Annotated in this window: 31 protein-coding genes; 3 read left to right on the forward strand and 28 right to left on the reverse strand. The window is 66.3% G+C overall.

Going from position 1 to position 20,784, the window contains the following annotated elements; all coding sequences use genetic code 11:
* Window positions 1-118: 118 nt before the first annotated feature.
* The 24 genes from map to rpsJ all read right to left on the reverse strand — a co-directional run bounded on the left by map (window position 119) and on the right by rpsJ (window position 13,136).
* On the reverse strand, window positions 119-955 hold the full coding sequence (map, locus tag IE264_RS31235; RefSeq protein WP_032756443.1) for a type I methionyl aminopeptidase: 837 nt from the start codon (window positions 953-955) through the stop codon (window positions 119-121).
* 144 nt (window positions 956-1,099) lie between these two features.
* Window positions 1,100-1,756, reverse strand: a complete 657-nt coding sequence (locus tag IE264_RS31240) for an adenylate kinase (RefSeq protein ID WP_032756445.1) — start codon at window positions 1,754-1,756, stop codon at window positions 1,100-1,102.
* Window positions 1,756-3,069 carry a preprotein translocase subunit SecY gene (secY, locus tag IE264_RS31245; protein WP_032756447.1) on the reverse strand — a complete coding sequence of 438 codons (1,314 nt, stop codon included), beginning with the start codon at window positions 3,067-3,069 and terminating at the stop codon, window positions 1,756-1,758. Before secY ends, IE264_RS31240 begins: the two co-directional genes overlap by 1 nt.
* A 380-nt stretch (window positions 3,070-3,449) precedes the next feature.
* Entirely contained in the window at window positions 3,450-3,905 is a 456-nt protein-coding gene (rplO, locus tag IE264_RS31250) for a 50S ribosomal protein L15 (protein WP_015610735.1), read from the reverse strand.
* Window position 3,906: 1 nt separating this feature from the next.
* Entirely contained in the window at window positions 3,907-4,089 is a 183-nt protein-coding gene (gene rpmD / locus IE264_RS31255; RefSeq protein ID WP_015610734.1) for a 50S ribosomal protein L30, read from the reverse strand.
* Entirely contained in the window at window positions 4,089-4,691 is a 603-nt protein-coding gene (rpsE, locus tag IE264_RS31260) for a 30S ribosomal protein S5 (RefSeq protein ID WP_015610733.1), read from the reverse strand. The genes rpmD and rpsE overlap by 1 nt, the downstream gene beginning before the upstream one ends.
* A 47-nt stretch (window positions 4,692-4,738) precedes the next feature.
* Window positions 4,739-5,122, reverse strand: a complete 384-nt coding sequence (gene rplR, locus IE264_RS31265; protein WP_015610732.1) for a 50S ribosomal protein L18 — start codon at window positions 5,120-5,122, stop codon at window positions 4,739-4,741.
* Between the two features lie 2 nt (window positions 5,123-5,124).
* Window positions 5,125-5,664: a 50S ribosomal protein L6 gene (gene rplF / locus IE264_RS31270; protein ID WP_015610731.1), complete on the reverse strand. Its 540-nt coding sequence runs from the start codon at window positions 5,662-5,664 to the stop codon at window positions 5,125-5,127.
* Between the two features lie 21 nt (window positions 5,665-5,685).
* Complete coding sequence (gene rpsH, locus IE264_RS31275) at window positions 5,686-6,084, reverse strand: 30S ribosomal protein S8 (protein ID WP_007446728.1); 399 nt, start codon at window positions 6,082-6,084, stop codon at window positions 5,686-5,688.
* Window positions 6,085-6,307: 223 nt separating this feature from the next.
* Window positions 6,308-6,493, reverse strand: a complete 186-nt coding sequence (locus IE264_RS31280; RefSeq protein WP_003948630.1) for a type Z 30S ribosomal protein S14 — start codon at window positions 6,491-6,493, stop codon at window positions 6,308-6,310.
* 2 nt (window positions 6,494-6,495) lie between these two features.
* Entirely contained in the window at window positions 6,496-7,053 is a 558-nt protein-coding gene (gene rplE / locus IE264_RS31285) for a 50S ribosomal protein L5 (protein WP_003966948.1), read from the reverse strand.
* Window positions 7,053-7,376 carry a 50S ribosomal protein L24 gene (gene rplX, locus IE264_RS31290; RefSeq protein WP_007446729.1) on the reverse strand — a complete coding sequence of 108 codons (324 nt, stop codon included), beginning with the start codon at window positions 7,374-7,376 and terminating at the stop codon, window positions 7,053-7,055. Before rplX ends, rplE begins: the two co-directional genes overlap by 1 nt.
* A gap of 2 nt (window positions 7,377-7,378) precedes the next feature.
* Window positions 7,379-7,747, reverse strand: coding sequence for a 50S ribosomal protein L14 (rplN, locus tag IE264_RS31295; RefSeq protein WP_003966950.1), 369 nt, complete (start codon window positions 7,745-7,747; stop codon window positions 7,379-7,381).
* A 108-nt stretch (window positions 7,748-7,855) separates the two neighbouring features.
* Window positions 7,856-8,143, reverse strand: a complete 288-nt coding sequence (rpsQ, locus tag IE264_RS31300; RefSeq protein WP_015610730.1) for a 30S ribosomal protein S17 — start codon at window positions 8,141-8,143, stop codon at window positions 7,856-7,858.
* The gene (rpmC, locus tag IE264_RS31305; RefSeq protein WP_015610729.1) at window positions 8,143-8,367 is read right to left on the reverse strand and encodes a 50S ribosomal protein L29; all 225 of its coding nucleotides are present in this window, start codon (window positions 8,365-8,367) and stop codon (window positions 8,143-8,145) included. Before rpmC ends, rpsQ begins: the two co-directional genes overlap by 1 nt.
* Window positions 8,367-8,786 carry a 50S ribosomal protein L16 gene (gene rplP / locus IE264_RS31310; protein ID WP_003966953.1) on the reverse strand — a complete coding sequence of 140 codons (420 nt, stop codon included), beginning with the start codon at window positions 8,784-8,786 and terminating at the stop codon, window positions 8,367-8,369. Before rplP ends, rpmC begins: the two co-directional genes overlap by 1 nt.
* 5 nt (window positions 8,787-8,791) lie before the next feature.
* The gene (rpsC, locus tag IE264_RS31315; RefSeq protein ID WP_015610728.1) at window positions 8,792-9,631 is read right to left on the reverse strand and encodes a 30S ribosomal protein S3; all 840 of its coding nucleotides are present in this window, start codon (window positions 9,629-9,631) and stop codon (window positions 8,792-8,794) included.
* Complete coding sequence (gene rplV, locus IE264_RS31320) at window positions 9,631-9,978, reverse strand: 50S ribosomal protein L22 (RefSeq protein WP_026290933.1); 348 nt, start codon at window positions 9,976-9,978, stop codon at window positions 9,631-9,633. Before rplV ends, rpsC begins: the two co-directional genes overlap by 1 nt.
* A 42-nt stretch (window positions 9,979-10,020) precedes the next feature.
* On the reverse strand, window positions 10,021-10,302 hold the full coding sequence (rpsS, locus tag IE264_RS31325) for a 30S ribosomal protein S19 (protein ID WP_015610726.1): 282 nt from the start codon (window positions 10,300-10,302) through the stop codon (window positions 10,021-10,023).
* A 12-nt stretch (window positions 10,303-10,314) separates the two neighbouring features.
* Entirely contained in the window at window positions 10,315-11,151 is an 837-nt protein-coding gene (rplB, locus tag IE264_RS31330) for a 50S ribosomal protein L2 (protein ID WP_015610725.1), read from the reverse strand.
* A 39-nt stretch (window positions 11,152-11,190) separates the two neighbouring features.
* Window positions 11,191-11,514, reverse strand: coding sequence for a 50S ribosomal protein L23 (rplW, locus tag IE264_RS31335; RefSeq protein WP_007446738.1), 324 nt, complete (start codon window positions 11,512-11,514; stop codon window positions 11,191-11,193).
* A complete protein-coding gene (gene rplD, locus IE264_RS31340; protein ID WP_031127484.1) occupies window positions 11,514-12,164 on the reverse strand; it encodes a 50S ribosomal protein L4 in 651 nt (216 codons plus the stop codon). The genes rplW and rplD overlap by 1 nt, the downstream gene beginning before the upstream one ends.
* A 4-nt stretch (window positions 12,165-12,168) precedes the next feature.
* The gene (gene rplC, locus IE264_RS31345) at window positions 12,169-12,813 is read right to left on the reverse strand and encodes a 50S ribosomal protein L3 (protein WP_015610723.1); all 645 of its coding nucleotides are present in this window, start codon (window positions 12,811-12,813) and stop codon (window positions 12,169-12,171) included.
* Window positions 12,814-12,827: 14 nt separating this feature from the next.
* The gene (gene rpsJ / locus IE264_RS31350; RefSeq protein ID WP_003948644.1) at window positions 12,828-13,136 is read right to left on the reverse strand and encodes a 30S ribosomal protein S10; all 309 of its coding nucleotides are present in this window, start codon (window positions 13,134-13,136) and stop codon (window positions 12,828-12,830) included.
* A 556-nt stretch (window positions 13,137-13,692) separates the two neighbouring features.
* Here rpsJ and IE264_RS31355 point away from each other — a divergent pair.
* The 3 genes from IE264_RS31355 (at window position 13,693) to IE264_RS31365 (ending at window position 15,974) form a co-directional block, all read left to right on the forward strand.
* The gene (locus IE264_RS31355; protein WP_051821793.1) at window positions 13,693-14,598 is read left to right on the forward strand and encodes a hypothetical protein; all 906 of its coding nucleotides are present in this window, start codon (window positions 13,693-13,695) and stop codon (window positions 14,596-14,598) included.
* A gap of 17 nt (window positions 14,599-14,615) precedes the next feature.
* On the forward strand, window positions 14,616-15,068 hold the full coding sequence (locus IE264_RS31360) for a GNAT family N-acetyltransferase (protein WP_032756552.1): 453 nt from the start codon (window positions 14,616-14,618) through the stop codon (window positions 15,066-15,068).
* A 180-nt stretch (window positions 15,069-15,248) separates the two neighbouring features.
* Entirely contained in the window at window positions 15,249-15,974 is a 726-nt protein-coding gene (locus tag IE264_RS31365; protein WP_032756450.1) for a S1 family peptidase, read from the forward strand.
* 227 nt (window positions 15,975-16,201) lie between these two features.
* On the opposite strand, the gene tuf is transcribed toward IE264_RS31365, so the two are convergent.
* The 4 genes from tuf to rpsL all read right to left on the reverse strand — a co-directional run bounded on the left by tuf (window position 16,202) and on the right by rpsL (window position 20,565).
* Window positions 16,202-17,395, reverse strand: a complete 1,194-nt coding sequence (gene tuf, locus IE264_RS31370) for an elongation factor Tu (protein WP_015610719.1) — start codon at window positions 17,393-17,395, stop codon at window positions 16,202-16,204.
* A 157-nt stretch (window positions 17,396-17,552) separates the two neighbouring features.
* Window positions 17,553-19,682 (reverse strand): elongation factor G, encoded by a 2,130-nt coding sequence (gene fusA / locus IE264_RS31375; RefSeq protein WP_032756451.1) that lies wholly within the window; start codon window positions 19,680-19,682, stop codon window positions 17,553-17,555.
* A gap of 38 nt (window positions 19,683-19,720) precedes the next feature.
* Window positions 19,721-20,191 carry a 30S ribosomal protein S7 gene (gene rpsG, locus IE264_RS31380; RefSeq protein WP_003966970.1) on the reverse strand — a complete coding sequence of 157 codons (471 nt, stop codon included), beginning with the start codon at window positions 20,189-20,191 and terminating at the stop codon, window positions 19,721-19,723.
* A gap of 2 nt (window positions 20,192-20,193) precedes the next feature.
* Window positions 20,194-20,565, reverse strand: a complete 372-nt coding sequence (gene rpsL, locus IE264_RS31385; RefSeq protein ID WP_003948652.1) for a 30S ribosomal protein S12 — start codon at window positions 20,563-20,565, stop codon at window positions 20,194-20,196.
* Between the last annotated feature and the right edge of the window lie 219 nt (window positions 20,566-20,784).

A 20,784-nucleotide genomic window follows, 5' to 3' on the forward strand; every position in this document is an offset into this window, starting at 1 on the left:
TGCACCAGAGCCGACGAGTCAGTCTACGTCAGCGGACTCCAAAAGACGAATCCGTCAAGTTTGCCCACTACCGGTGATCCTTAGACCTACCGGAAGGGTTGCATCAGGCCATCCGGGCTCAGGCCAGCGGGTCGGGCGCCGCCTCGATGCCGTACTCCGCGAGCTTCGCCCGGCCGCAGTCCGGGGCGGTCAGGACCAGCGGGCCCTGCTCGGTGAGCGCGATGGAGTGCTCCCAGTGCGAGGACCAGGTGCCGTCCGTCGTCAGGACCGTCCAGTCGTCGCTCAGGACCTCCGTCTGCGCCGTACCCAGCGAGACCATGGGCTCGATCGCCAGGCAGACGCCCGGGACCAGCTTGATGCCCTTGCCGCGCTTGCGGGAGACGTAGTTCAGCAGGTGCGGGTCCATGTGCATCTCGGTACCGATGCCGTGGCCGCCGTAGTCCTCGATGATCCCGTACTTACCGGTGGCCGGGCGGGGCTGGCGGCGGATGTAGGACTCGATCGCCTTGGAGATGTCGACGAGGCGGTTGTTCACCTTCATCGCGGCGATCCCGGCCCACATCGACTCCTCCGTCACCCGGGAGAGCTCGACCAGCTCCGGAGCGTGACCGGTGCCCACGAAGGCGGTGTACGCGGCGTCGCCGTGCCAGCCGTCCACGATCGCGCCGGCGTCGATCGAGATGATGTCGCCGTCCTTGAGGACCGTCTTGTCGTCCGGGATGCCGTGGACGACCACCTCGTTGACCGAGGTGCAGATGGTCGCGGGGAACCCGCCGTAACCGAGGAAGTTCGACTTCGCTCCGTGGTCGGCGATCACCTTGCGGGCGACCTGGTCCAGGTCCTTCGTGGTGGCGCCGGGCACGGCCGCCTCACGGGTGGCCGCGTGAATGGCAGCGACCACCAGCCCGGCCTCGCGCATCTTCGCGATCTGCTCGGGGGTCTTGATCTGCACCATTGCTCGGCGCCTCTCTGCATCGACGGGTGACGGTGACGGGTTACGGGTCCGCTGCGGGCCCACTCAACGATACGGGCGCAAGCAGTCGGCCGCGGCGCCCTGGGGCGCCGCGGCCGACTGCACAGCGGTGGTACGGGGTGGGGCTCAGCCCTCGTCGGACTTCAGCGCCTCCATGGCGCGGGCGGTCACCTCGGTGACCTTGCCGAGCGCGGAGATGGTCACCACCAGGCCCTGGGCCCGGTAGTAGTCGATGATCGGCTCGGTCTGCGTGTGGTAGACCTCCAGCCGGGTCCGGACCGTCTCCTCGCTGTCGTCGTCCCGCTGGTACAGCTCGCCGCCGCAGGCGTCGCAGACGCCCTCGGTCTTCGGCGGGTTGTACGTCACGTGGAAGACGTGCGCGCTGTCGCTGCGGCAGATGCGGCGACCCGCGATCCGCTTCACGACCTCTTCCTCGGGGACCTCGAGATCGAGGACCGCGTCGAGCTTCACGCCCTCGTCCTTGAGCATCACGTCAAGGGCTTCGGCCTGGCCCACATTCCGCGGGAAGCCGTCCAGCAGGAAGCCGTTCACGGCGTCCGACTGGGCCATGCGGTCCTTGGCCATCCCGATGGTGACTTCGTCCGGCACCAGCTGGCCTGCGTCCATGTAGGCGCGGGCCTGCTTGCCAAGGTCGGTGCCCTGGCTGATGTTGGCGCGGAAGAGGTCGCCCGTGGAGATGTGCGGAATCGACAGGTTCTTGGCAAGGTACGCAGCCTGCGTTCCCTTGCCGGCACCCGGAGGCCCGACGAGGACGATTCGCATCAGCGGAGGAACCCTTCGTAATTGCGCTGCTGGAGCTGACTCTCGATCTGCTTCACGGTTTCCAGACCGACACCCACGATGATGAGGATGCTCGTCCCGCCGAACGGGAAGTTCTGGTTCGCACCGCCGAAGCCTGCCAACGCCATCGTCGGCACAAGAGCGATCAGGCCCAGGTACAGCGAGCCCGGCCAAGTGATCCTGTTGAGCACGTAGCTCAGGTACTCGGCAGTAGGTCGACCTGCCCGGATGCCCGGGATGAAGCCACCATACTTCTTCATGTTGTCGGCGACTTCGTCGGGGTTGAACGAAATGGCCACGTAGAAGAAGGCGAAGAACACGATGAGTACGAAGTACACCGCGATGTAATACGGGTGGTCACCCGTCACGAAGTGGTCCTGGATCCAGGTGGCCCAGCCCGCGGTGGAGCCGGAGAACTGGACGATCAGTGACGGGATGAAGAGCAGCGACGAGGCGAAGATGACGGGAATCACACCCGCCTGGTTCACCTTCAGCGGGATGTACGTGGACGTACCGCCGTAGGACCGGCGACCGATCATGCGCTTCGCGTACTGGACCGGGATCCGGCGCTGGGCCTGCTCGACGAAGACGACGAGGGCGACCATGACGAAGCCGATGAGGATGACCGTGCCGAACTCGATCCAGCCGTCGGCCAGCTTGCCGCTCTCCTTGATGGCCCACAGGGCACCGGGGAACGTGGCGGCGATCGAGATGAACATGAGGATCGACATGCCGTTGCCGATGCCTCGGTCGGTGATGAGCTCACCGAGCCACATGACGGCGGCGGTACCGGCGGTCATGGTGATGACCATGACCAGGGTCGTGAAGATGGACTTGTCGGCCACGATCTGGTCGCCGACGGAGCAGTTCTGGAACAGCGCCCCGCTCCGGGCGGTCGCGACGAGGCCGGTGCCCTGGAGGATGGCCAGCGCGACGGTCAGATAACGCGTGTACTGCGTGATCTTGGCCGTGCCGGACTGTCCCTCCTTCTTGAGGGCTTCCAGTCGGGGGATCACCACGGTCAGCAGCTGAAGAATGATGCTGGCCGTGATGTACGGCATGATGCCGAGCGCGAAGATGGTGATCTGCAACAGGGCGCCACCGCTGAACATCTGCATCAGACCGAGCAGGCCACCCGAATCGGCCTGGTCGATGCACTGCTGGACCTTCGCGTAGTCGACTCCGGGCGCCGGGATGTGAGCCCCGAGCCGGTAGAGCACGATGATGCCGAGCGTGAAGAGCAGCTTCTTGCGCAGGTCGGGCGTCTTGAACGCTCGGGCGAACGCGGTGAACACGGTGCCTCCTGCGACCCCCGCGCTATGCGTCAGAGGCGACGGGTCTGGATGGGACTGGATGGGATCGGATACAAGGCAGCCCTACATCGTAAGGAGGCCACAAAAGATTAACGGCGCCACCCTACCCGGCCCGGGACTGAGCAGGAAACACGCACTGCACACCGGTGCAACGCCCACTCCCCGCCCCACGCCGTGAAAGACCGGCCAAGCCACACCATTTAGGACGTGAAAGCCCCTCGGCTCCCCCACCGCCGGTGCGGTGGACACCCGTTCAACCTTTCCCGAGCCTTTACGGTTCCCGTACAGCGCCACAAACACGAAAAAGCCTGGCCGGCCACCTCCGAAGAGGCAGCCGGCCAGGCTCAGTTCTGTCCCGCGGCTCAGACGAGCTCGGTGACCGTACCGCCGGCGGCGGTGATCTTCTCCTTGGCGGAGCCGGAGACGGCGTCAACCGAAACCTGCAGCGCTACGGAGATCTCGCCCTGTCCGAGGACCTTGACGAGGTGGTTGTTGCGCACAGCGCCCTTGGCGACCAGGTCGGCCACCGTGACCTCTCCACCCTCGGGGTAGAGCGTCGAGAGCTTGTCCAGGTTCACGACCTGGTACTCCGTGCGGAACGGGTTCTTGAAGCCCTTGAGCTTCGGGAGACGCATGTGGAGGGGCATCTGGCCACCCTCGAAGCGCTCCGGAACCTGGTAACGAGCCTTCGTACCCTTGGTACCACGGCCTGCGGTCTTACCCTTGGACGCCTCACCACGACCCACACGGGTCTTGGCGGTCTTGGCGCCCGGGGCAGGCCGGAGGTTGTGGGCCTTCAGCGGGCTGTTCTCCGCCATGTCAGTCAACCTCCTCAACCGTCACGAGGTGGCGGACGGTGTTGGCCATTCCGCGGAACTCGGGGCGGTCCTCCTTGACAACCGAGTCGTTCAGGCGCTTGAGCCCGAGCGAACGCAGGGTGTCGCGGTGGTTCTGCTTGCTGCCGATGTACGACTTCGTCTGCGTGATCTTGAGGCGAGCCATCACACACCTGCCGCGCGAGCACGGAGCAGAGCCGCGGGGGCGACGTCCTCGAGGGGCAGACCGCGGCGGGCCGCGATCTCCTCGGGACGCTGCAGGCCCTGAAGGGCCGCCACGGTCGCGTGCACGATGTTGATCGCGTTGGACGAGCCAAGCGACTTCGACAGGATGTCGTGAACGCCGGCGCACTCCAGAACGGCGCGCACCGGGCCACCGGCGATAACGCCGGTACCGGGGGAAGCCGGCTTGAGCAGGACGACGCCCGCAGCCTTCTCGCCCGTGATCGGGTGAGGGATGGTGCCCTGGATACGCGGAACCTTGAAGAAGCTCTTCTTGGCCTCTTCGACGCCCTTGGCGATGGCCGCGGGAACTTCCTTGGCCTTGCCGTATCCGACACCGACGGTGCCGTCACCATCGCCCACCACGACCAGCGCGGTGAAGCTGAAGCGACGACCACCCTTCACAACCTTGGCGACGCGGTTGATCGCGACGACGCGCTCGACGTACGCGGTCTTCTCGGCGGCGCTGGCGCCACCGTCACGGCCCTTCCGGTCCCGCCGCTCGCCGCCACCGGCACCGCTTCCGCGGCGCTGGGGTCCAGCCATTGGATTTACCTCTCTCTGTTACGTCCGCTGTGCGTAGGAACCGGGGCTTAGAACTTCAGCCCGGCTTCACGGGCGGCGTCAGCCAGAGCGGCAATCCGCCCGGCGTACTGGTTACCACCGCGGTCAAACACGACGGCCTCGACGCCTGCGGCCTTGGCACGCTCGGCGACCAGGGCGCCGACCTGCTGGGCCTGAGCGCTCTTGTCACCCTCGCCACCACGGATCGAGGTGTCCAGGGTCGACGCCGACGCGAGCGTGTGGCCCGCGATGTCGTCGATGACCTGGGCCACGATGTGGCGGTTGGAACGCGTCACGACCAAGCGGGGACGCTCCGGCGAACCGGAGATGTGCTTGCGGACGCGGATGTGGCGGCGCTTGAGAGCGGCACGCTTGTACGCGTCGCCCTTGGCGATCTTCACACCGTATGCCATGGCTACTTACCAGCCTTTCCGACCTTGCGGCGGATGACCTCGCCCGCGTACTTGACGCCCTTGGCCTTGTACGGGTCGGGCTTCCGCAGCTTGCGGATGTTGGCGGCTACCTCGCCGACCTTCTGCTTGTCGATGCCCTCGACGCTGAGCTTCGTGGGCGACTCGACCTTGAAGGTGATGCCATCCGGAGCCTCGATGAGGATCGGGTGGCTGTAGCCCAGGGCGAACTCCAGGTTGGAGCCCTTCGCCTGGACGCGGTAACCGACACCGCTGATCTCGAGCGCCTTGCTGTAACCCGTGGTCACACCGGTGATCATGTTCGCCACCAGCGTGCGGGACAGGCCGTGGAGGGCCTTGTTCTGACGCTCGTCGTTCGGGCGGGAGACGTTGAGCACGCCGTCCTCACCCTTGGAGACCTCGATCGGCGCGGCAACGGTGTGCGTGAGGGAACCCTTGGGGCCCTTCACGGCGACCGTACGGCCATCGATGGTGACGTCCACACCGGCGGGAACCTGGATGGGGAGCTTGCCGATTCGCGACATGAGCTTTCCTTCCTTTCCCGACTACCAGACGTAGGCGAGGACTTCCCCACCTACGCCCTTCTTGCCTGCCTGCTGGCCGGTCAGGAGGCCGTGGGACGTGGAGATGATCGCCACGCCCAGACCGCCGAGGACCTTCGGCAGGTTGGTGGACTTTGCGTATACACGCAGACCCGGCTTCGAAATCCGCTTGATGCCGGCGATCGAGCGCTCGCGGTTCGGGCCGAACTTCAGCTCGAGGACGAGGTTCTTGCCGACCTCGGCGTCCTCGACCTTCCAGCCGGTGATGAAGCCCTCCTGCTGGAGGATCTCCGCGATGTGCGACTTGATCTTGCTGTGCGGCATCGAGACATCGTCGTGATATGCCGAGTTCGCGTTACGCAGACGCGTGAGCATGTCTGCGATGGGATCAGTCATGGTCATGAGTTGGCCTTCGGCCTCTCTCGCCGGGGTTTCCTGTATGCGCCATCCCTCTCCCCACTCAGTGGCGGGACGGGTGCGGTGCGGGGACCTACGGCGTAGTAAGTCGGTCTTGGGCGGCAGGCGCCCAACCCTTCAAGCCTACGGCATGAAAGGAGGGGCTCCTGCCGACCAGATACTTACCGAGAGTCTCCGGAACTTCCCTTTGCCCGAGGGCAGAGGGGAGTTACCAGGAGCTCTTGGTCACGCCCGGCAGCTCGCCACGGTGAGCCATCTCACGAAGGCACACGCGGCACAGGCCGAACTTGCGGTAGACGGAGTGGGGCCGGCCGCAGCGCTGGCAGCGGGTGTACCCGCGAACGCCGAACTTCGGCTTACGGGCGGCCTTAGCGATCAGAGCCTTCTTCGCCACGGTCAGTTCTCCTTGAACGGGAAGCCGAGGTGACGAAGGAGGGCACGACCCTCGTCGTCGTTGGTCGCCGTGGTGACCACGGTGATGTCCATGCCCCGGACCCGGTCGATCTTGTCCTGGTCGATCTCGTGGAACATGACCTGCTCCGTGAGACCGAAGGTGTAGTTGCCACGGCCGTCGAACTGCTTCGGCGACAGGCCACGGAAGTCACGGATACGCGGCAGCGCGAGCGACAGCGTACGGTCCAGGAACTCCCACATCCGGTCACCACGGAGGGTGACGTGGCAGCCGATCGGCTGGCCCTCGCGCAGCTTGAACTGCGCGATGGACTTGCGGGCCTTGGTGACGGCCGGCTTCTGGCCGGTGATCGTGGTGAGGTCCTTGACGGCCCCGTCGATCAGCTTGGAGTCGCGGGCGGCGTCGCCCACACCCATGTTGACCACGATCTTGACCAGACCGGGAACCTGCATGACGTTCTCGTACGAGAACTCCTCACGCAGCTTGCCGGCGATTTCCTCGCGGTAGCGCGTCTTGAGACGCGGCGCAGTGGTGGCAGTCATCAGATGTCCTCACCGGTCCGCTTGGCAACGCGGATCTTGTTGCCCTCGTCGTCAAAGCGGTAGCCGACGCGGGTGACAACCTTGTTGCCGTCCTTCTCCACGACCAGCTGAACGTTGCTGATGTGGATCGGGGCCTCGGTGGTGACAATGCCACCCGTCTGCGAACCGCGAGCCGTCTGACCGGCCTTGGTGTGCTTCTTGACCCGGTTGACACCCTCGACGAGGACGCGGTCCTGAGCGGGGTAGGCCACGATGACCTTGCCCTGCTTGCCCTTGTCCTTACCGGTGATGACCTGGACCAGGTCGCCCTTCTTGATCTTCATGCTTACAGCACCTCCGGCGCGAGCGAGATGATCTTCATGAACTTCTTCTCGCGCAGCTCCCGGCCCACCGGGCCGAAGATGCGGGTGCCGCGGGGGTCGCCGTCGTTCTTCAGAATGACGGCAGCGTTCTCGTCGAAGCGGATGTACGAGCCATCCTGACGACGACGCTCCTTGACGGTGCGAACGATGACGGCCTTGACGACGTCACCCTTCTTCACGTTGCCACCGGGGATCGCGTCCTTGACGGTGGCGACGATGACGTCACCGATACCCGCGTAGCGGCGACCCGAGCCACCGAGAACACGAATGGTGAGAATTTCCTTCGCACCCGTGTTGTCGGCGACGCGCAGTCGCGACTCCTGCTGGATCACGTCTATCTCCTGATCGTCTGCCGGTTCCCGGCGGGTGCCTCTCCGTTACCGGAGAGGCACCTCACCGAGCCTGGCGGAACTGACCTGATGGGGAATGCCCCTCAGGAATTACTTGGCCTTCTCGAGGATCTCGACGATGCGCCAGCGCTTCGAGGCCGACAGCGGACGCGTCTCCATGATGATGACGCGGTCGCCGACGCCCGCCGAGTTCTGCTCGTCGTGGGCCTTGAGCTTGTTCGTACGGCGGATGACCTTGCCGTACAGGGCGTGCTTCACGCGGTCCTCGACAGCGACGACGACGGTCTTGTCCATCTTGTCGCTGACGACGAGACCCTCACGGGTCTTGCGGAAGCCGCGCTCGGTCTTGCTGGTCTCAGTCACAGTCTTCTCGCTCATCAGACGCTCTCCACCGTCTCGATGCCGAGCTCGCGCTCGCGCATCAGGGTGTAGATCCGGGCGATGTCCTTACGGACGGACTTGAGCCGGCCGTGGTTCTCGAGCTGACCCGTCGCCGCCTGGAAGCGGAGATTGAACAGCTCTTCCTTGGCTTCGCGGAGCTTGTTGAGGAGCTCCTCGTCGCCCAGCTCGCGCAGCTCGGACGCCTTGGTACCGGCCGACATCACGACTCACCTGCCTCGCGCCGAACGATCCGGCACTTCATCGGAAGCTTGTGAGCAGCGCGGGTGAGCGCCTCACGAGCAATCTTCTCGTTCGGGTAGGACAGCTCGAACATCACCCGACCCGGCTTGACGTTCGCGATCCACCACTCGGGAGAACCCTTACCGGAACCCATGCGGGTCTCGGCAGGCTTCTTCGTCAGGGGACGGTCCGGGTAGATGTTGATCCAGACCTTGCCGCCACGCTTGATGTGACGGGTCATCGCGATACGAGCGGACTCGATCTGACGGTTCGTCACGTACGCCGGGGTCAGCGCCTGGATGCCGTACTCGCCGAACGCAACCTGCGTGCCACCCTTGGACATACCGCTGCGCTTCGGGTGGTGCTGCTTGCGGTGCTTGACCCTACGGGGGATCAGCATTTCGGTCAGGCCTCCGTTCCGGTGCTCTCGGCAGCCGGAGCAGCGGCGGCGGGAGCGTCGGCCTTGGGGGCCTCGGCTGCCGGCGACTGCTGCGGCTTACGGCCGCGACCGCCACGCTCGCCACCACGGCCGCCACCACGGCCGGCCGGGCGGTCGGTGCCGCCACGAGCCGGACGGTTGCCGGCGCGGGCCGCTGCGTTCTCGGCGCGAACCTCGGCGATGTTCTTGACGTCGCCCTTGTAGATCCAGACCTTCACGCCGATGCGGCCGAAGGTCGTCTTGGCCTCGAAGAAGCCGTAGTCGACGTTCGCACGGAGCGTGTGCAGGGGCACGCGGCCCTCGCGGTAGAACTCCGAGCGGGACATCTCGGCGCCGCCGAGGCGACCGCCGCACTGGATCTTGATGCCCTTGGCGCCGGCCTTCATCGAGCTCTGCATGCTCTTACGCATCGCACGACGGAAGGAGACGCGGGAGGAGAGCTGCTCGGCGACGGCCTGGGCCACCAGCTGAGCGTCCACCTCGGGGTTCTTGACCTCGAGGATGTTCAGCTGGACCTGCTTGCCGGTCAGCTTCTCCAGCTCGCCGCGGATGCGATCGGCCTCGGCGCCACGGCGACCGATGACGATGCCCGGACGGGCGGTGTGGATGTCGACCCGGACGCGGTCGCGGGTGCGCTCGATCTCAACCTTCGAGATGCCGGCGCGCTCCATGCCCTTCGTCATCATGCGACGAATGGCGACGTCTTCCTTGACGTAGTCCGAGTACAGCTTGTCGGCGTACCAACGGGACTTGAAGTCCGTGGTAATGCCGAGCCGGAACCCATGCGGGTTAACCTTCTGGCCCATTACCGGGTTCCTTCCTTGCTGCTGACGACCACGGTGATGTGGCTGGTCCGCTTACGGATCCGGTAGGCACGGCCCTGAGCACGCGGTCGGAACCGCTTCAGGGTCGGGCCCTCGTCCACGTACGCCTCGCTGATGACCAGCGAAGAGGCGTCAGGGTGGTCGTAGTTGTGTGCAGCGTTGGCAATGGCGCTGTCCAGCACCTTGCCAACCGGCACGCTCGCGGCCTGCGGGGCGAAACGCAGGACCGCCTGAGCCTCCGTGGCATCCATGCCACGGATGAGGTCCACCACTCGGCGGGCCTTCATGGGCGTGACGCGGATGTACCGCGCCTGGGCCCTGGCTTCCATGGTTGTCCCTTCGGTGTGAGTCATAGTCGTTTCCACCCCGCGCTAGCGGCGCTTCGACTTCCGGTCGTCCTTGACGTGGCCGCGGAAGGTGCGAGTCGGCGAGAACTCGCCGAGCTTGTGGCCGACCATCGACTCGGTGACGAACACCGGGACGTGGATCTTGCCGTTGTGCACCGCGATGGTGTGACCCAGCATGGCCGGGATGATCATCGAGCGACGGGACCAGGTCTTGATGACGTTCTTGGTGCCAGCTTCGTTCTGGACGTCCACCTTCTTGACGAGGTGGCCGTCGACGAAGGGCCCCTTCTTGAGACTGCGCGGCATCTAAACCCGCTCCTAGCGCTTCTTGTTCGTCTTGCGGCGGCGGACGATGTACTTGCTCGATGCCTTCTTCGGCGAGCGCGTACGACCTTCCTTCTGACCCCACGGCGAGACCGGGTGACGTCCACCGGAGGTCTTGCCTTCACCACCACCGTGCGGGTGGTCAACCGGGTTCATCGCGACACCGCGGACGGAAGGACGAACGCCCTTCCAGCGCATACGGCCGGCCTTGCCCCAGTTGATGTTCGACTGCTCGGCGTTGCCGACCTCACCGATCGTGGCGCGGCAGCGGGCGTCGACCAGCCGGATCTCACCGGACGGCATACGAAGGTGGGCCATGGTGCCCTCCTTCGCCAGCAGCTGCACGGAGGCACCCGCGGAACGGGCGAACTTCGCGCCGCCGCCGGGCCGCAGCTCGATGGCGTGGATGGTCGTACCGACCGGGATGTTGCGCAGCGCCAGGTTGTTGCCCGGCTTGATGTCTGCGGCCGGACCGTTCTCGACGCGGTCACCCTGCGCCAGGCCACGCGGGGCGACGATGTAACGCTTCTCGCCGTCCGCGTAGTGGAGCAGCGCGATGCGCGCGGTGCGGTTCGGGTCGTACTCGATGTGCGCGACCTTGGCCGGCACGCCGTCCTTGTCGTGACGACGGAAGTCGATCACGCGGTAGGCGCGCTTGTGTCCGCCACCCTGGTGGCGAACGGTGATCCGGCCGGTGTTGTTACGGCCGCCCTTGCTGTGCAGGGGGCGGACCAGCGACTTCTCCGGCGTGGACCGCGTGATCTCGACAAAGTCGGCGACGCTGGAGCCACGACGGCCCGGGGTCGTCGGCTTGTACTTGCGGATACCCATTTCTCAGTCCTCGTCCGATTCCGGACGACTCGACCTCCGCTAGGAGGTCGGGCCGCCGAAGATGTCGATTCGGTCGCCCTCAGCGAGGGTCACGATGGCGCGCTTCGTGTCGGAGCGCTTGCCGAAACCGGTCTTGGTGCGCTTGCGCTTACCCTGCCGGTTGATCGTGTTGACCCCGGTGACCTTGACCGAGAAGACCGCTTCCACAGCCTGCTTGATCTGGGTCTTGTTGGAGCCGGGCGCGACGATGAACGTGTACTTGTTCTCGTCGAGCAACGCGTAGCTCTTCTCGGAGACCACGGGCTTGACGAGAACGTCACGCGGGTCCGAGTACGTCTTGCTGGTAACGGTCGCCTCGCTCATCAGGCGTCGCTCCCTTCGGTCTCAGCGGTCTGGGGGCCAGACACGAAGGACTCGAAAGCGGCCTGGGTGAAGACCACGTCGTCAGAGACGATCACGTCGTACGTGTTCAGCTGGCCCGGCTCCAGGATGTGCACCTGGGGCAGGTTGCGTGCGGACAGCCACGCGGCCTCGTCGGCGCGGTCGACGACCAGGAGCAGGTTCTGGCGCTCCGAGATCTTGCCGAGCAGCGTCTTGGCGGCCTTCGTGGAGATTCCACCCTCGACCACGCCGGTGACGACGTGGATACGGGAGTGACGCGCCCGGTCCGAGAGGGCACCGCGCAGAGCGGCGGCCTTCATCTTCTTCGGGGTCCGCTGCGAGTAGTCACGCGGCTGCGGGCCGTGGACGACGCCACCACCGGCGAACTGCGGGGCGCGGGTCGAACCCTGACGGGCGCGGCCGGTGCCCTTCTGGCGGTACGGCTTGCGGCCACCGCCACGGACTTCACCGCGACGCTTGGTCTTGTGCGTGCCCTGACGGGCAGCTGCCAGCTGAGCGACAACGACCTGGTGGATCAGCGGAACGCTGGTCTTGGCGTCGAAGATCTCCGCAGGGAGGTCGACGGTACCGGCCTTGTCGCCTGCCGGCGAAAGGATGTCAATGGTGCTCATTACCTCAAGCCCCCTTGGCCGCGGTACGGACCAGGACGAGGCCGCCGTTCGGACCGGGGACCGCGCCCTTGATGAGGAGCAGACCCTTCTCCGCGTCAACCGCGTGGATGGTCAGGTTCTGGGTGGTGACGCGCTCGTTACCCATACGGCCCGCCATGCGCATGCCCTTGAAGACACGCCCAGGGGTGGCGCAGCCACCGATCGAACCGGGGGAACGGTGCTTGCGCTGGACGCCGTGGCCGGCGCCGAGGCCCTTGAAGTTGTGACGCTTCATGACACCGGCGAAGCCCTTGCCCTTGCTCTTGCCCGTGACGTCAACCTTGACGCCGGACTCGAACACCTCGGCAGTGACCTCCTGGCCCAGCGTGTACTCGCTGGCGTCAGGGGTGCGGAGCTCCACCAGGTGGCGGCGCGGGGTGACGTCGGCCTTGGCGAAGTGACCCTTGAGGGGCTTGTTCACCTTGCGCGGGTCGATCTCGCCGAAGGCGATCTGGACCGCTTCGTAGCCGTCGCTGTCGTTCGTACGAACCTGCGTCACGACGCACGGCCCGGCCTTGACGACGGTCACCGGGACAACCCGGTTGTTCTCGTCCCAGACCTGGGTCATGCCGAGCTTCTCGCCCAGGACGCCCTTGATGTTCTTGCTCATCTCGGCCCGTCCCCTCAGAGCTTGATCTCGATGTCGACGCCCGCCGGCAGGTCGAGACGCATGAGCGAGTCGACCGTCTTCGGCGTGGGGTCGAGAATGTCGATGAGGCGCTTGTGCGTGCGCATCTCGAAGTGCTCGCGAGAGTCCTTGTACTTGTGCGGCGACTTGATGACGCAGTACACGTTCTTCTCAGTGGGCAGCGGCACCGGGCCCGCGACCGACGCACCAGTGCGGGTCACCGTCTCGACGATCTTCTTCGCCGAGGAGTCGATGACCTCGTGGTCGTAGGCCTTGAGCCGGATGCGGATCTTCTGTCCCGCCATGGCTACTAGTAGTCCTGTCTCTCGTAACGCTCTGGAACCCGGGGGTTCTCTGGACTCCTCCTCCGACCCACGCGGTCGGGCGTGTCGCATCCCCTCTACGAAAATCTCCCGAAGGAAATCCCAACCAAGGGGGTGCGGACCCTGAGACCGCGGAACCGGGGGCGGAACACCCACCGGGTGCCTGGCCGGCATCCTGCATTGCTTCCCGGAAGATTCCCGTACGTCCGGCCCATTCAGGGCCGACGAGTACTGTGGGACTCGCTTCCGGTCCTCCCGGCGGGAGGCGCGCAGCATTGACGCTCAACCGAGCAACCTGGTCAGTGTGCCATACGGGGCACGGGCCTGGCCAATCGGGCCAGGGATCCTACCCCGAGCGAGCGAGTGCTCAAACGCGGGCGCGCATCCGGCGGCACCGCACCGCCCCACCGGCCCCGGGATCGAGCCCTCCCCGTGATCATTCCGGGCGCCCGCGCCGATTACGCTCACCCCATCTTTCGTTCGAACGGGTGACTGACGGCACGTCATGACGCCCCCATGACGCCGAGGAACTCCCCGAATGCCCCGCACCCGATCGCGCCGCGTGGCGGTCAACACCGTCTGCGCCCTCCTCGCGGCGGCTGCCGCCACGGTCGCACTGAGACCGAGCCTCCTCACCGACCGGCTGCCGGACGGCCTCCCCTTCTTCGGTACGCAGGCCGTCGACACCCTCCCGCTCCCCGCCGGGTCCGAGCGGGGCCCGTCCCCGGCCGCCCCGTTCCGGGGCTCCCCGGCCCTGCGCTGGGCGGACGGCGCGGCGGGCATCGTGCTCCCCGAGGCCCGGGCGACGGGCGGGCTGAGCAAGGCCAGGGTGGAGTGGGCCCTGCGGGACACCCGGGACTTCCTGATCGCGGCCAACCTCGACCCGGCGACCCTGCGCGGGGAGCGCCCGCAGGCGGCCCTGGACCTGATCGACCCGGCCGACCGGACACTGCTCGACCGGCTGGAAACCTCGCTGGCGAAGCCCTCGGAGAAGCACGACCCTCTGATGATGTTCAGCCGCTTCGACCCCGCCGAGGTGGTCCCGGCCGGGCCGGTGGTCAAGACGCGGGGCCGGACGACCTTCGAGGCGGGCGAGCGGCCCGGCTCGGTCGAGATCCATGCCGACTACACCTTCGTCCTCCCGGTGACCCGGGCCCGGGTCGACGCGGACCAGGTGGCGCGGACCATCGTGCGGCGCGTCCTGACCGTCGAGGTGAGCGATCCGGCGACGTACGAGGTCACACCCGGGAAGATCTGGATCGCCGAGTACCGGGCGCACATCTACAACTCCTCGTGCACGGTGTTCGACGGCTATCTGCACCCGGCGTTCCCCGGCGACGCCCCCGAGTCCGACGCCTCCGGCCCGAGCCAGGACCCGTACGACCGCTCCACGGCAGGGATCGCGCCCGAGCCGGACGAGTGCGCTCCGGTCTCCCGTACCTGACGAGCGGGGAAGCCGAGGTGAGCACCGTGACGGAGTGGGCCCTGCGCCCCGCCCTCCCCGATGACGTCGAGGCCATCGCCGAGCTGCGGGCCGTCGTCATGCGCCCCGACCTGGAGCGGCTGGGGCGCTACGACGAGCACCGGGTGCGGCAGCGGCTGCGGGACGCCTACGCGCCCGAACACACCTCGGTCGTGGAGGCCGACGGCGCCTTCGCGGGGTGCGTCACGCTGCGGCCGGCCGAGGACGGCTGGTGGCTGGAGAACTTCCTCCTCTCCCCCGACCTCCAAGGGCGCGGCATCGGCTCGGCCGTCCTGCACGGGCTGCTGGCCCGTGCGGACGCCGAGCGGGTGCCCGTACGGCTGAACGTGCTGCGGGGGAGCGCCGCCCGGCGGCTCTACGAGCGGCACGGGTTCGCGCTGGAGCGGGAGGACCCCGTCGACGTGTTCCTGGTACGCGGCCCCGCTCGCTGACCGGTCACCGAGGGTCTTGCCCCGTGGGCCTATCGTATGGGTGGGGCTACCTAGCGTTAGCCAGGGCATAACGCGGCGTTATGGGAAAGCGTTAGTACCCGGCCGAATGGTTCTTCGACACTCTGGGGCCGTCAACCCCCACAAACACGCCCCTCAGCGTGCTCCCCGAAATGAGGAACCATGCGAATAGCAAGGCTAGTTCCCGCTGCCCTCGCCGCGGCGGTCACCGTCCTCGCTCTTCTCACCCCCACCGCCAGCGCCGCCCCGGCACCGCCGCTCCAGGACGCCCCGCCCCCGACCACGCAGATCATCGGCGGCGGCCAGGCGTCCAACGCCCCGTGGGCCGCGCGGCTCTTCTCCCAGGGCAGAGAGACCTGTTCGGCGACGATCATCGCGCCGACCTGGATCCTCACCGCCAAGCACTGCGTCACCGGCGGCGGCCTGTCGTTCCGCATCGGCAGCCTCGACCAGCACAGCGGCGGCGTGGTGGCCAACGGCGTCCAGACGTACACCCACAGCGCGGACATCTCCCTGGTCCGCCTGGACCGCTCCGTGCAGACGACCTACTCCCGCCTCGGCAACCCCGGTTCGGTGAGCGTCGGGCAGAGCGTCCAGGTCTGGGGCTGGGGCGCCACCTCGCAGTGCGGCTCGGAGGCCAACTGCCAGTCCCGCTACCTGAAGGTCGCCAACGTGACGGTGACCGGCGGCTGCGGTGACGCGTACGGCGGCTCGGCCATCTGCGCCCGCCGCGGCAACGGCATCACCGCCGGCGGCGACTCCGGCGGCCCGATGACGGCCAACGGCATCCAGGTCGGCGTTGCCTCCACCAGCGACCGGCAGACCACGACGGCGTACACGAACGTCACCGCGTACCGCTCCTGGATCCAGTCCATCGCGGGCGTCTGACCGAGCCGCCACCCCCCCGGGGACGGCGGGCACCTGACCGACCCGCCGTCCCTCCAGAACGTAGGGCCCCCTTACCTCTCCGCCCTGAGGTACCGGGGCCCTACATCCATGTGGGGGCGTAACCCTGAGTGCTCCGGGCAAGGCGAAGGGCCCCGCACCTCTTGCGAGGTGCGGGGCCCTTCGTATGGCTCAGTGAGCCACCAGGTCGAAGACGACCAAGCAGAGAACTACTTGATGATCTTGGTGACCTGGCCGGCGCCGACGGTCCGGCCACCCTCACGGATGGCGAACTTCAGGCCCTCTTCCATGGCGACCGGCTGGATCAGCGCGACGTCCATGAGGGTGTTGTCACCCGGCATGACCATCTCGGTGCCCTCGGGAAGGGTCACAACGCCCGTCACGTCCGTGGTACGGAAGTAGAACTGCGGGCGGTAGTTGTTGAAGAACGGGGTGTGGCGGCCACCCTCGTCCTTCGACAGGATGTAGGACTGCGCCTGGAACTCGGTGTGCGGCGTGACCGAACCCGGCTTGATGATGACCTGGCCGCGCTCGACGTCCTCGCGCTTGATGCCACGGAGGAGCAGACCGACGTTCTCACCGGCCTGGCCCTCGTCGAGCAGCTTGCGGAACATCTCGATGCCGGTGACCGTGGTGGTGGTCTTCTCGGTCTTGATACCGACGATGTCGACGGTCTCGTTGACCTTCAGGACACCACGCTCGATGCGGCCGGTGACGACCGTACCGCGACCGGTGATCGTGAAGACGTCCTCGATGGGCATGAGGAACGGCTTCTCGACGTCACGCTCGGGCTGCGGGATGGACTCGTCGACGGCGGCCATCAGGTTCAGGACCGACTGGCCCCACTCCTTGTCGCCCTCAAGAGCCTTGAGCGCCGAGACGCGCACGACCGGGAGGTCGTCGCCCGGGAACTCGTACTCGGAGAGGAGCTCACGGACCTCGAGCTCGACGAGCTCCATGATCTCCTCGTCGTCCACCATGTCGGCCTTGTTCAGGGCGACGACGATGTACGGAACGCCGACCTGGCGGGCCAGGAGCACGTGCTCCTTGGTCTGCGGCATCGGGCCGTCGGTGGCGGCGACGACGAGGATGGCGCCGTCCATCTGCGCCGCACCCGTGATCATGTTCTTGATGTAGTCGGCGTGACCCGGGCAGTCGACGTGCGCGTAGTGACGCGACTCCGTCTGGTACTCGACGTGCGCGATGGAGATGGTGATACCGCGCTGGCGCTCTTCGGGAGCCTTGTCGATCTGGTCGAAGGCCGAGGCCTCGTTCAGGTCCGGGTACGCGTCGTGCAGCACCTTGGTAATGGCGGCCGTGAGGGTCGTCTTACCGTGGTCGATGTGACCGATGGTGCCGATGTTGACGTGCGGCTTAGTCCGCTCGAACTTTGCCTTCGCCACTGGGGTCCTCCTGAGTGGTTCTGTACGCCTTGCTTCATCGGCGCCAGGTGATCTTTGCTGGGGTGCCGGCGCCGGGGGCATGCGGCACAGTGCTCGCGCGCTGTGCCGCATGCCCGCCCGGCTCCGGTGACAAGCCTAAAGCGTGAGCTCGGGAGAGTTACTCGCCCTTGGCCTTCGCGATGATCTCCTCGGCGACGTTCCGCGGAACCTCGGCGTAGGAGTCGAACTGCATCGAGTAGCTTGCGCGACCCGAGGTCTTGCTGCGGAGGTCTCCGACGTAGCCGAACATCTCCGAGAGGGGCACGAGGCCCTTCACGACGCGAGCGCCGCTGCGCTCCTCCATGGCCTGGATCTGGCCACGGCGGGAGTTGAGGTCGCCGATGACATCGCCCATGTAGTCCTCGGGCGTGGTGACCTCGACGGCCATCATCGGCTCAAGGAGCACGGGAGAGGCCTTGCGGGCACCCTCCTTGAACGCCTGCGAACCGGCGATCTTGAAGGCGAGCTCCGAGGAGTCGACCTCGTGGTAACCACCGTCGAGAAGGGTGACGCGGACGCCGACCATCTCGTAACCGGCCAGGATGCCGAACTGCATGGCTTCCTGGGCACCCGCGTCCACCGAGGGAATGTACTCACGGGGGATGCGGCCACCGGTGACCTTGTTGACGAACTCGTAGGAGGCGTCGCCACCCTCGATGGGCTCAAGGGCGATCTGCACCTTCGCGAACTGGCCGGTACCACCAGTCTGCTTCTTGTGCGTGTAGTCGATGCGCTCGACGGCCTTGCGGATCGTCTCGCGGTACGCGACCTGGGGCTTGCCGACGTTCGCCTCGACGCGGAACTCGCGCTTCATGCGGTCGACGAGCACCTCGAGGTGGAGCTCACCCATACCACCGATGATGGTCTGGCCGGTCTCCTCGTCGGAGTGCACCTGGAAGGAGGGGTCCTCCTCCGAGAGGCGCTGGATGGCGACACCCAGCTTCTCCTGGTCACCCTTGGACTTGGGCTCGATGGCGACCTGAATGACCGGCGCCGGGAAGTCCATGGACTCCAGGATGACCGGGTTCTTGTCGTCACACAGCGTCTCACCGGTGGTGGTCTGCTTCAGGCCCATGACGGCGATGATGTCGCCGGCGCCCACCGACGCGATCTCCTCACGCTTGTTCGCGTGCATGCGGTAGATCTTGCCGATGCGCTCCTTCTTGCCCTTGACGGAGTTCAGCACCGCGGTGCCGGCCTCCAGGCGACCGGAGTAGATCCGGACGAAGGTGAGCTTGCCCAGGTGCGGGTCGCTCGCGATCTTGAACGCCAGGCCGGAGAACGGCTCGTCGTCCGAGGGGCGGCGCTTGATGACCTTCTCCGGGTCCTTGACGTCGTGGCCCTCGATGGCCTCGACGTCCAGGGGGGAAGGCAGGTAGCGGACGACCGCGTCGAGCAGGGGCTGGACGCCCTTGTTCTTGAACGCGGTGCCACAGAACACCGGGGTGACCGTGACGGAGTCAGCAGTGCCCTTCGACGCCAGGGTGATGCGGCGGATCGCCTCGTGCAGCTGGTCCTCGGTGGGCTCGACGCCCTCCAGGTACAGCTCCATCATCTGGTCGTCGTTCTCGGAGACGGCCTCAAGGAGCTTGCCACGCCATTCCTCGGCGGCTTCCTTGTGCGTGTCCGGGATCTCGACGGTGTCGTACATCTCGCCCTTGGCGGCCTCTTCGGGCCACACGAAGGCCTTCATCGACACGAGGTCGACGACGCCCTTGAAGTCGGCCTCGGCGCCGATGGGGAGCTGCATGACGAGCGGAACCGCGCCCAGGCGCTCGACGATCATGTCGACACAGCGGTGGAACTCGGCACCCGTGCGGTCGAGCTTGTTGACGAAGCAGATACGCGGCACGCCGTACCGGTCCGCCTGTCGCCAGACGGTCTCGGACTGCGGCTCGACGCCGGCCACACCGTCGAACACGGTGACAGCGCCGTCGAGGACGCGGAGCGAACGCTCCACCTCGACGGTGAAGTCGACGTGACCGGGGGTGTCGATGATGTTGATGGTGTGGTCAACATCATTGAGCGGCCAGTGACAGGTCGTCGCGGCGGACGTGATCGTGATGCCGCGCTCCTGCTCCTGCTCCATCCAGTCCATCGTGGCAGCGCCGTCGTGGACTTCACCGATCTTGTAGCTCACACCGGTGTAGAAGAGGATCCGCTCAGTGGTGGTCGTCTTCCCCGCGTCGATGTGGGCCATGATCCCAATGTTGCGGACCTTGGCCAGGTCAAGCGAAGTGGTGGCCATAAGGCTCAATCTTCTCTCGGTCTCGATGGGGGTAGCGACTACCAGCGGTAGTGCGCGAAGGCCTTGTTGGACTCGGCCATCTTGTGGGTGTCCTCACGCTTCTTGACCGAAGCGCCGAGGCCGTTGGAGGCGTCGAGCAGTTCGTTCATGAGGCGCTCGGTCATGGTCTTCTCGCGGCGGGCGCGGGAGTAACCGACGAGCCAGCGCAGAGCGAGGGTGGAGGCGCGACCGGGCTTGACCTCGATCGGCACCTGGTAGGTGGCGCCACCGACACGGCGGGACTTGACCTCGAGCGAGGGCTTGACGTTCTCAAGCGCGCGCTTCAGCGTGATGACCGGGTCGTTGCCGGTCTTCTCGCGGAGGCCTTCCATGGCGCCGTACACGATCCGCTCGGCGGTGGAACGCTTGCCGTCGAGGAGGATCTTGTTGATCAGCGAGGTGACAAGAGGAGAGCTGTAGACCGGGTCGATGATGACCGGGCGCTTCGGGGCGGGGCCCTTACGAGGCATTCTTACTTCTCCTTCTTGGCGCCGTAGCGGCTGCGGGCCTGCTTGCGGTTCTTGACACCCTGGGTGTCAAGGGAGCCGCGGATGATCTTGTAACGAACACCCGGCAGGTCCTTCACACGGCCACCACGCACGAGCACGATGGAGTGCTCCTGCAGGTTGTGTCCCTCACCCGGGATGTAAGCCGTGACCTCGATGCCGGAGGTCAGACGCACACGCGCGACCTTACGGAGCGCCGAGTTCGGCTTCTTCGGGGTGGTCGTGAACACACGCGTGCAGACACCGCGACGCTGGGGCGAACCCTCGAGCGCGGGCGTCTTGTTCTTCTCGACCTTGTCCTGCCGGCCCTTCCGGACCAGCTGCTGGATCGTAGGCACTACTTCTCCGGTTTCTGTGTGCCGTTCGTGAAACTAACCTGGAACATCACCGACCCACGCGGTCGGGTGTGTCGAATACTGCAGGCTCCTGCCCTAGGGGCAGAAGGGGCGCAGATTGCGGTGGCTACTGACGAGCTCGCGATGCGGTTGAGGACACGCACCGGAGCCCAGGCACACCCCAGGCACAAGGCTTGAGCGTACCTACCTCACGGACCTGGG

The sequence above is a fragment of the Streptomyces microflavus genome (genome assembly GCF_014650075.1).
In the GTDB taxonomy this organism is placed as follows: domain Bacteria; phylum Actinomycetota; class Actinomycetes; order Streptomycetales; family Streptomycetaceae; genus Streptomyces; species Streptomyces microflavus.

Bases quoted from the DNA above. Each gene is read 5' to 3' on its own strand.
- rpsS (WP_015610726.1), bottom strand. From the start codon at position 10,302: ATGCCGCGCAGTCTCAAGAAGGGGCCCTTCGTCGACGGCCACCTCGTC.
- rpmC (WP_015610729.1), bottom strand. From the start codon at position 8,367: ATGTCGGCCGGTACCAAGGCGTCCGAGCTGCGCGAGCTGGGCGACGAG.
- rplX (WP_007446729.1), bottom strand. From the start codon at position 7,376: ATGAAGATCAAGAAGGGCGACCTGGTCCAGGTCATCACCGGTAAGGAC.
- rplR (WP_015610732.1), bottom strand. From the start codon at position 5,122: ATGGCATACGGTGTGAAGATCGCCAAGGGCGACGCGTACAAGCGTGCC.
- rpsJ (WP_003948644.1), bottom strand. From the start codon at position 13,136: ATGGCGGGACAGAAGATCCGCATCCGGCTCAAGGCCTACGACCACGAG.
- rplO (WP_015610735.1), bottom strand. From the start codon at position 3,905: ATGGCGGAGAACAGCCCGCTGAAGGCCCACAACCTCCGGCCTGCCCCG.
- rplW (WP_007446738.1), bottom strand. From the start codon at position 11,514: ATGAGCGAGGCGACCGTTACCAGCAAGACGTACTCGGACCCGCGTGAC.
- IE264_RS31240 (WP_032756445.1), bottom strand. From the start codon at position 1,756: ATGCGAATCGTCCTCGTCGGGCCTCCGGGTGCCGGCAAGGGAACGCAG.
- rplB (WP_015610725.1), bottom strand. From the start codon at position 11,151: ATGGGTATCCGCAAGTACAAGCCGACGACCCCGGGCCGTCGTGGCTCC.
- map (WP_032756443.1), bottom strand. From the start codon at position 955: ATGGTGCAGATCAAGACCCCCGAGCAGATCGCGAAGATGCGCGAGGCC.
- rpsQ (WP_015610730.1), bottom strand. From the start codon at position 8,143: ATGAGCGAGAAGACTGTGACTGAGACCAGCAAGACCGAGCGCGGCTTC.
- rplF (WP_015610731.1), bottom strand. From the start codon at position 5,664: ATGTCGCGAATCGGCAAGCTCCCCATCCAGGTTCCCGCCGGTGTGGAC.
- IE264_RS31365 (WP_032756450.1), top strand. From the start codon at position 15,249: ATGCGAATAGCAAGGCTAGTTCCCGCTGCCCTCGCCGCGGCGGTCACC.
- rplP (WP_003966953.1), bottom strand. From the start codon at position 8,786: ATGCTGATCCCCCGTAGGGTCAAGCACCGCAAGCAGCACCACCCGAAG.
- rpsG (WP_003966970.1), bottom strand. From the start codon at position 20,191: ATGCCTCGTAAGGGCCCCGCCCCGAAGCGCCCGGTCATCATCGACCCG.
- rpsE (WP_015610733.1), bottom strand. From the start codon at position 4,691: ATGGCTGGACCCCAGCGCCGCGGAAGCGGTGCCGGTGGCGGCGAGCGG.
- rpmD (WP_015610734.1), bottom strand. From the start codon at position 4,089: ATGGCTCGCCTCAAGATCACGCAGACGAAGTCGTACATCGGCAGCAAG.
- rplD (WP_031127484.1), bottom strand. From the start codon at position 12,164: ATGAGCACCATTGACATCCTTTCGCCGGCAGGCGACAAGGCCGGTACC.
- rpsH (WP_007446728.1), bottom strand. From the start codon at position 6,084: ATGACCATGACTGATCCCATCGCAGACATGCTCACGCGTCTGCGTAAC.
- rplC (WP_015610723.1), bottom strand. From the start codon at position 12,813: ATGAGCAAGAACATCAAGGGCGTCCTGGGCGAGAAGCTCGGCATGACC.
- fusA (WP_032756451.1), bottom strand. From the start codon at position 19,682: ATGGCCACCACTTCGCTTGACCTGGCCAAGGTCCGCAACATTGGGATC.
- rplV (WP_026290933.1), bottom strand. From the start codon at position 9,978: ATGGAAGCCAGGGCCCAGGCGCGGTACATCCGCGTCACGCCCATGAAG.
- IE264_RS31355 (WP_051821793.1), top strand. From the start codon at position 13,693: ATGCCCCGCACCCGATCGCGCCGCGTGGCGGTCAACACCGTCTGCGCC.
- rplE (WP_003966948.1), bottom strand. From the start codon at position 7,053: ATGACTGCCACCACTGCGCCGCGTCTCAAGACGCGCTACCGCGAGGAA.
- rpsC (WP_015610728.1), bottom strand. From the start codon at position 9,631: ATGGGCCAGAAGGTTAACCCGCATGGGTTCCGGCTCGGCATTACCACG.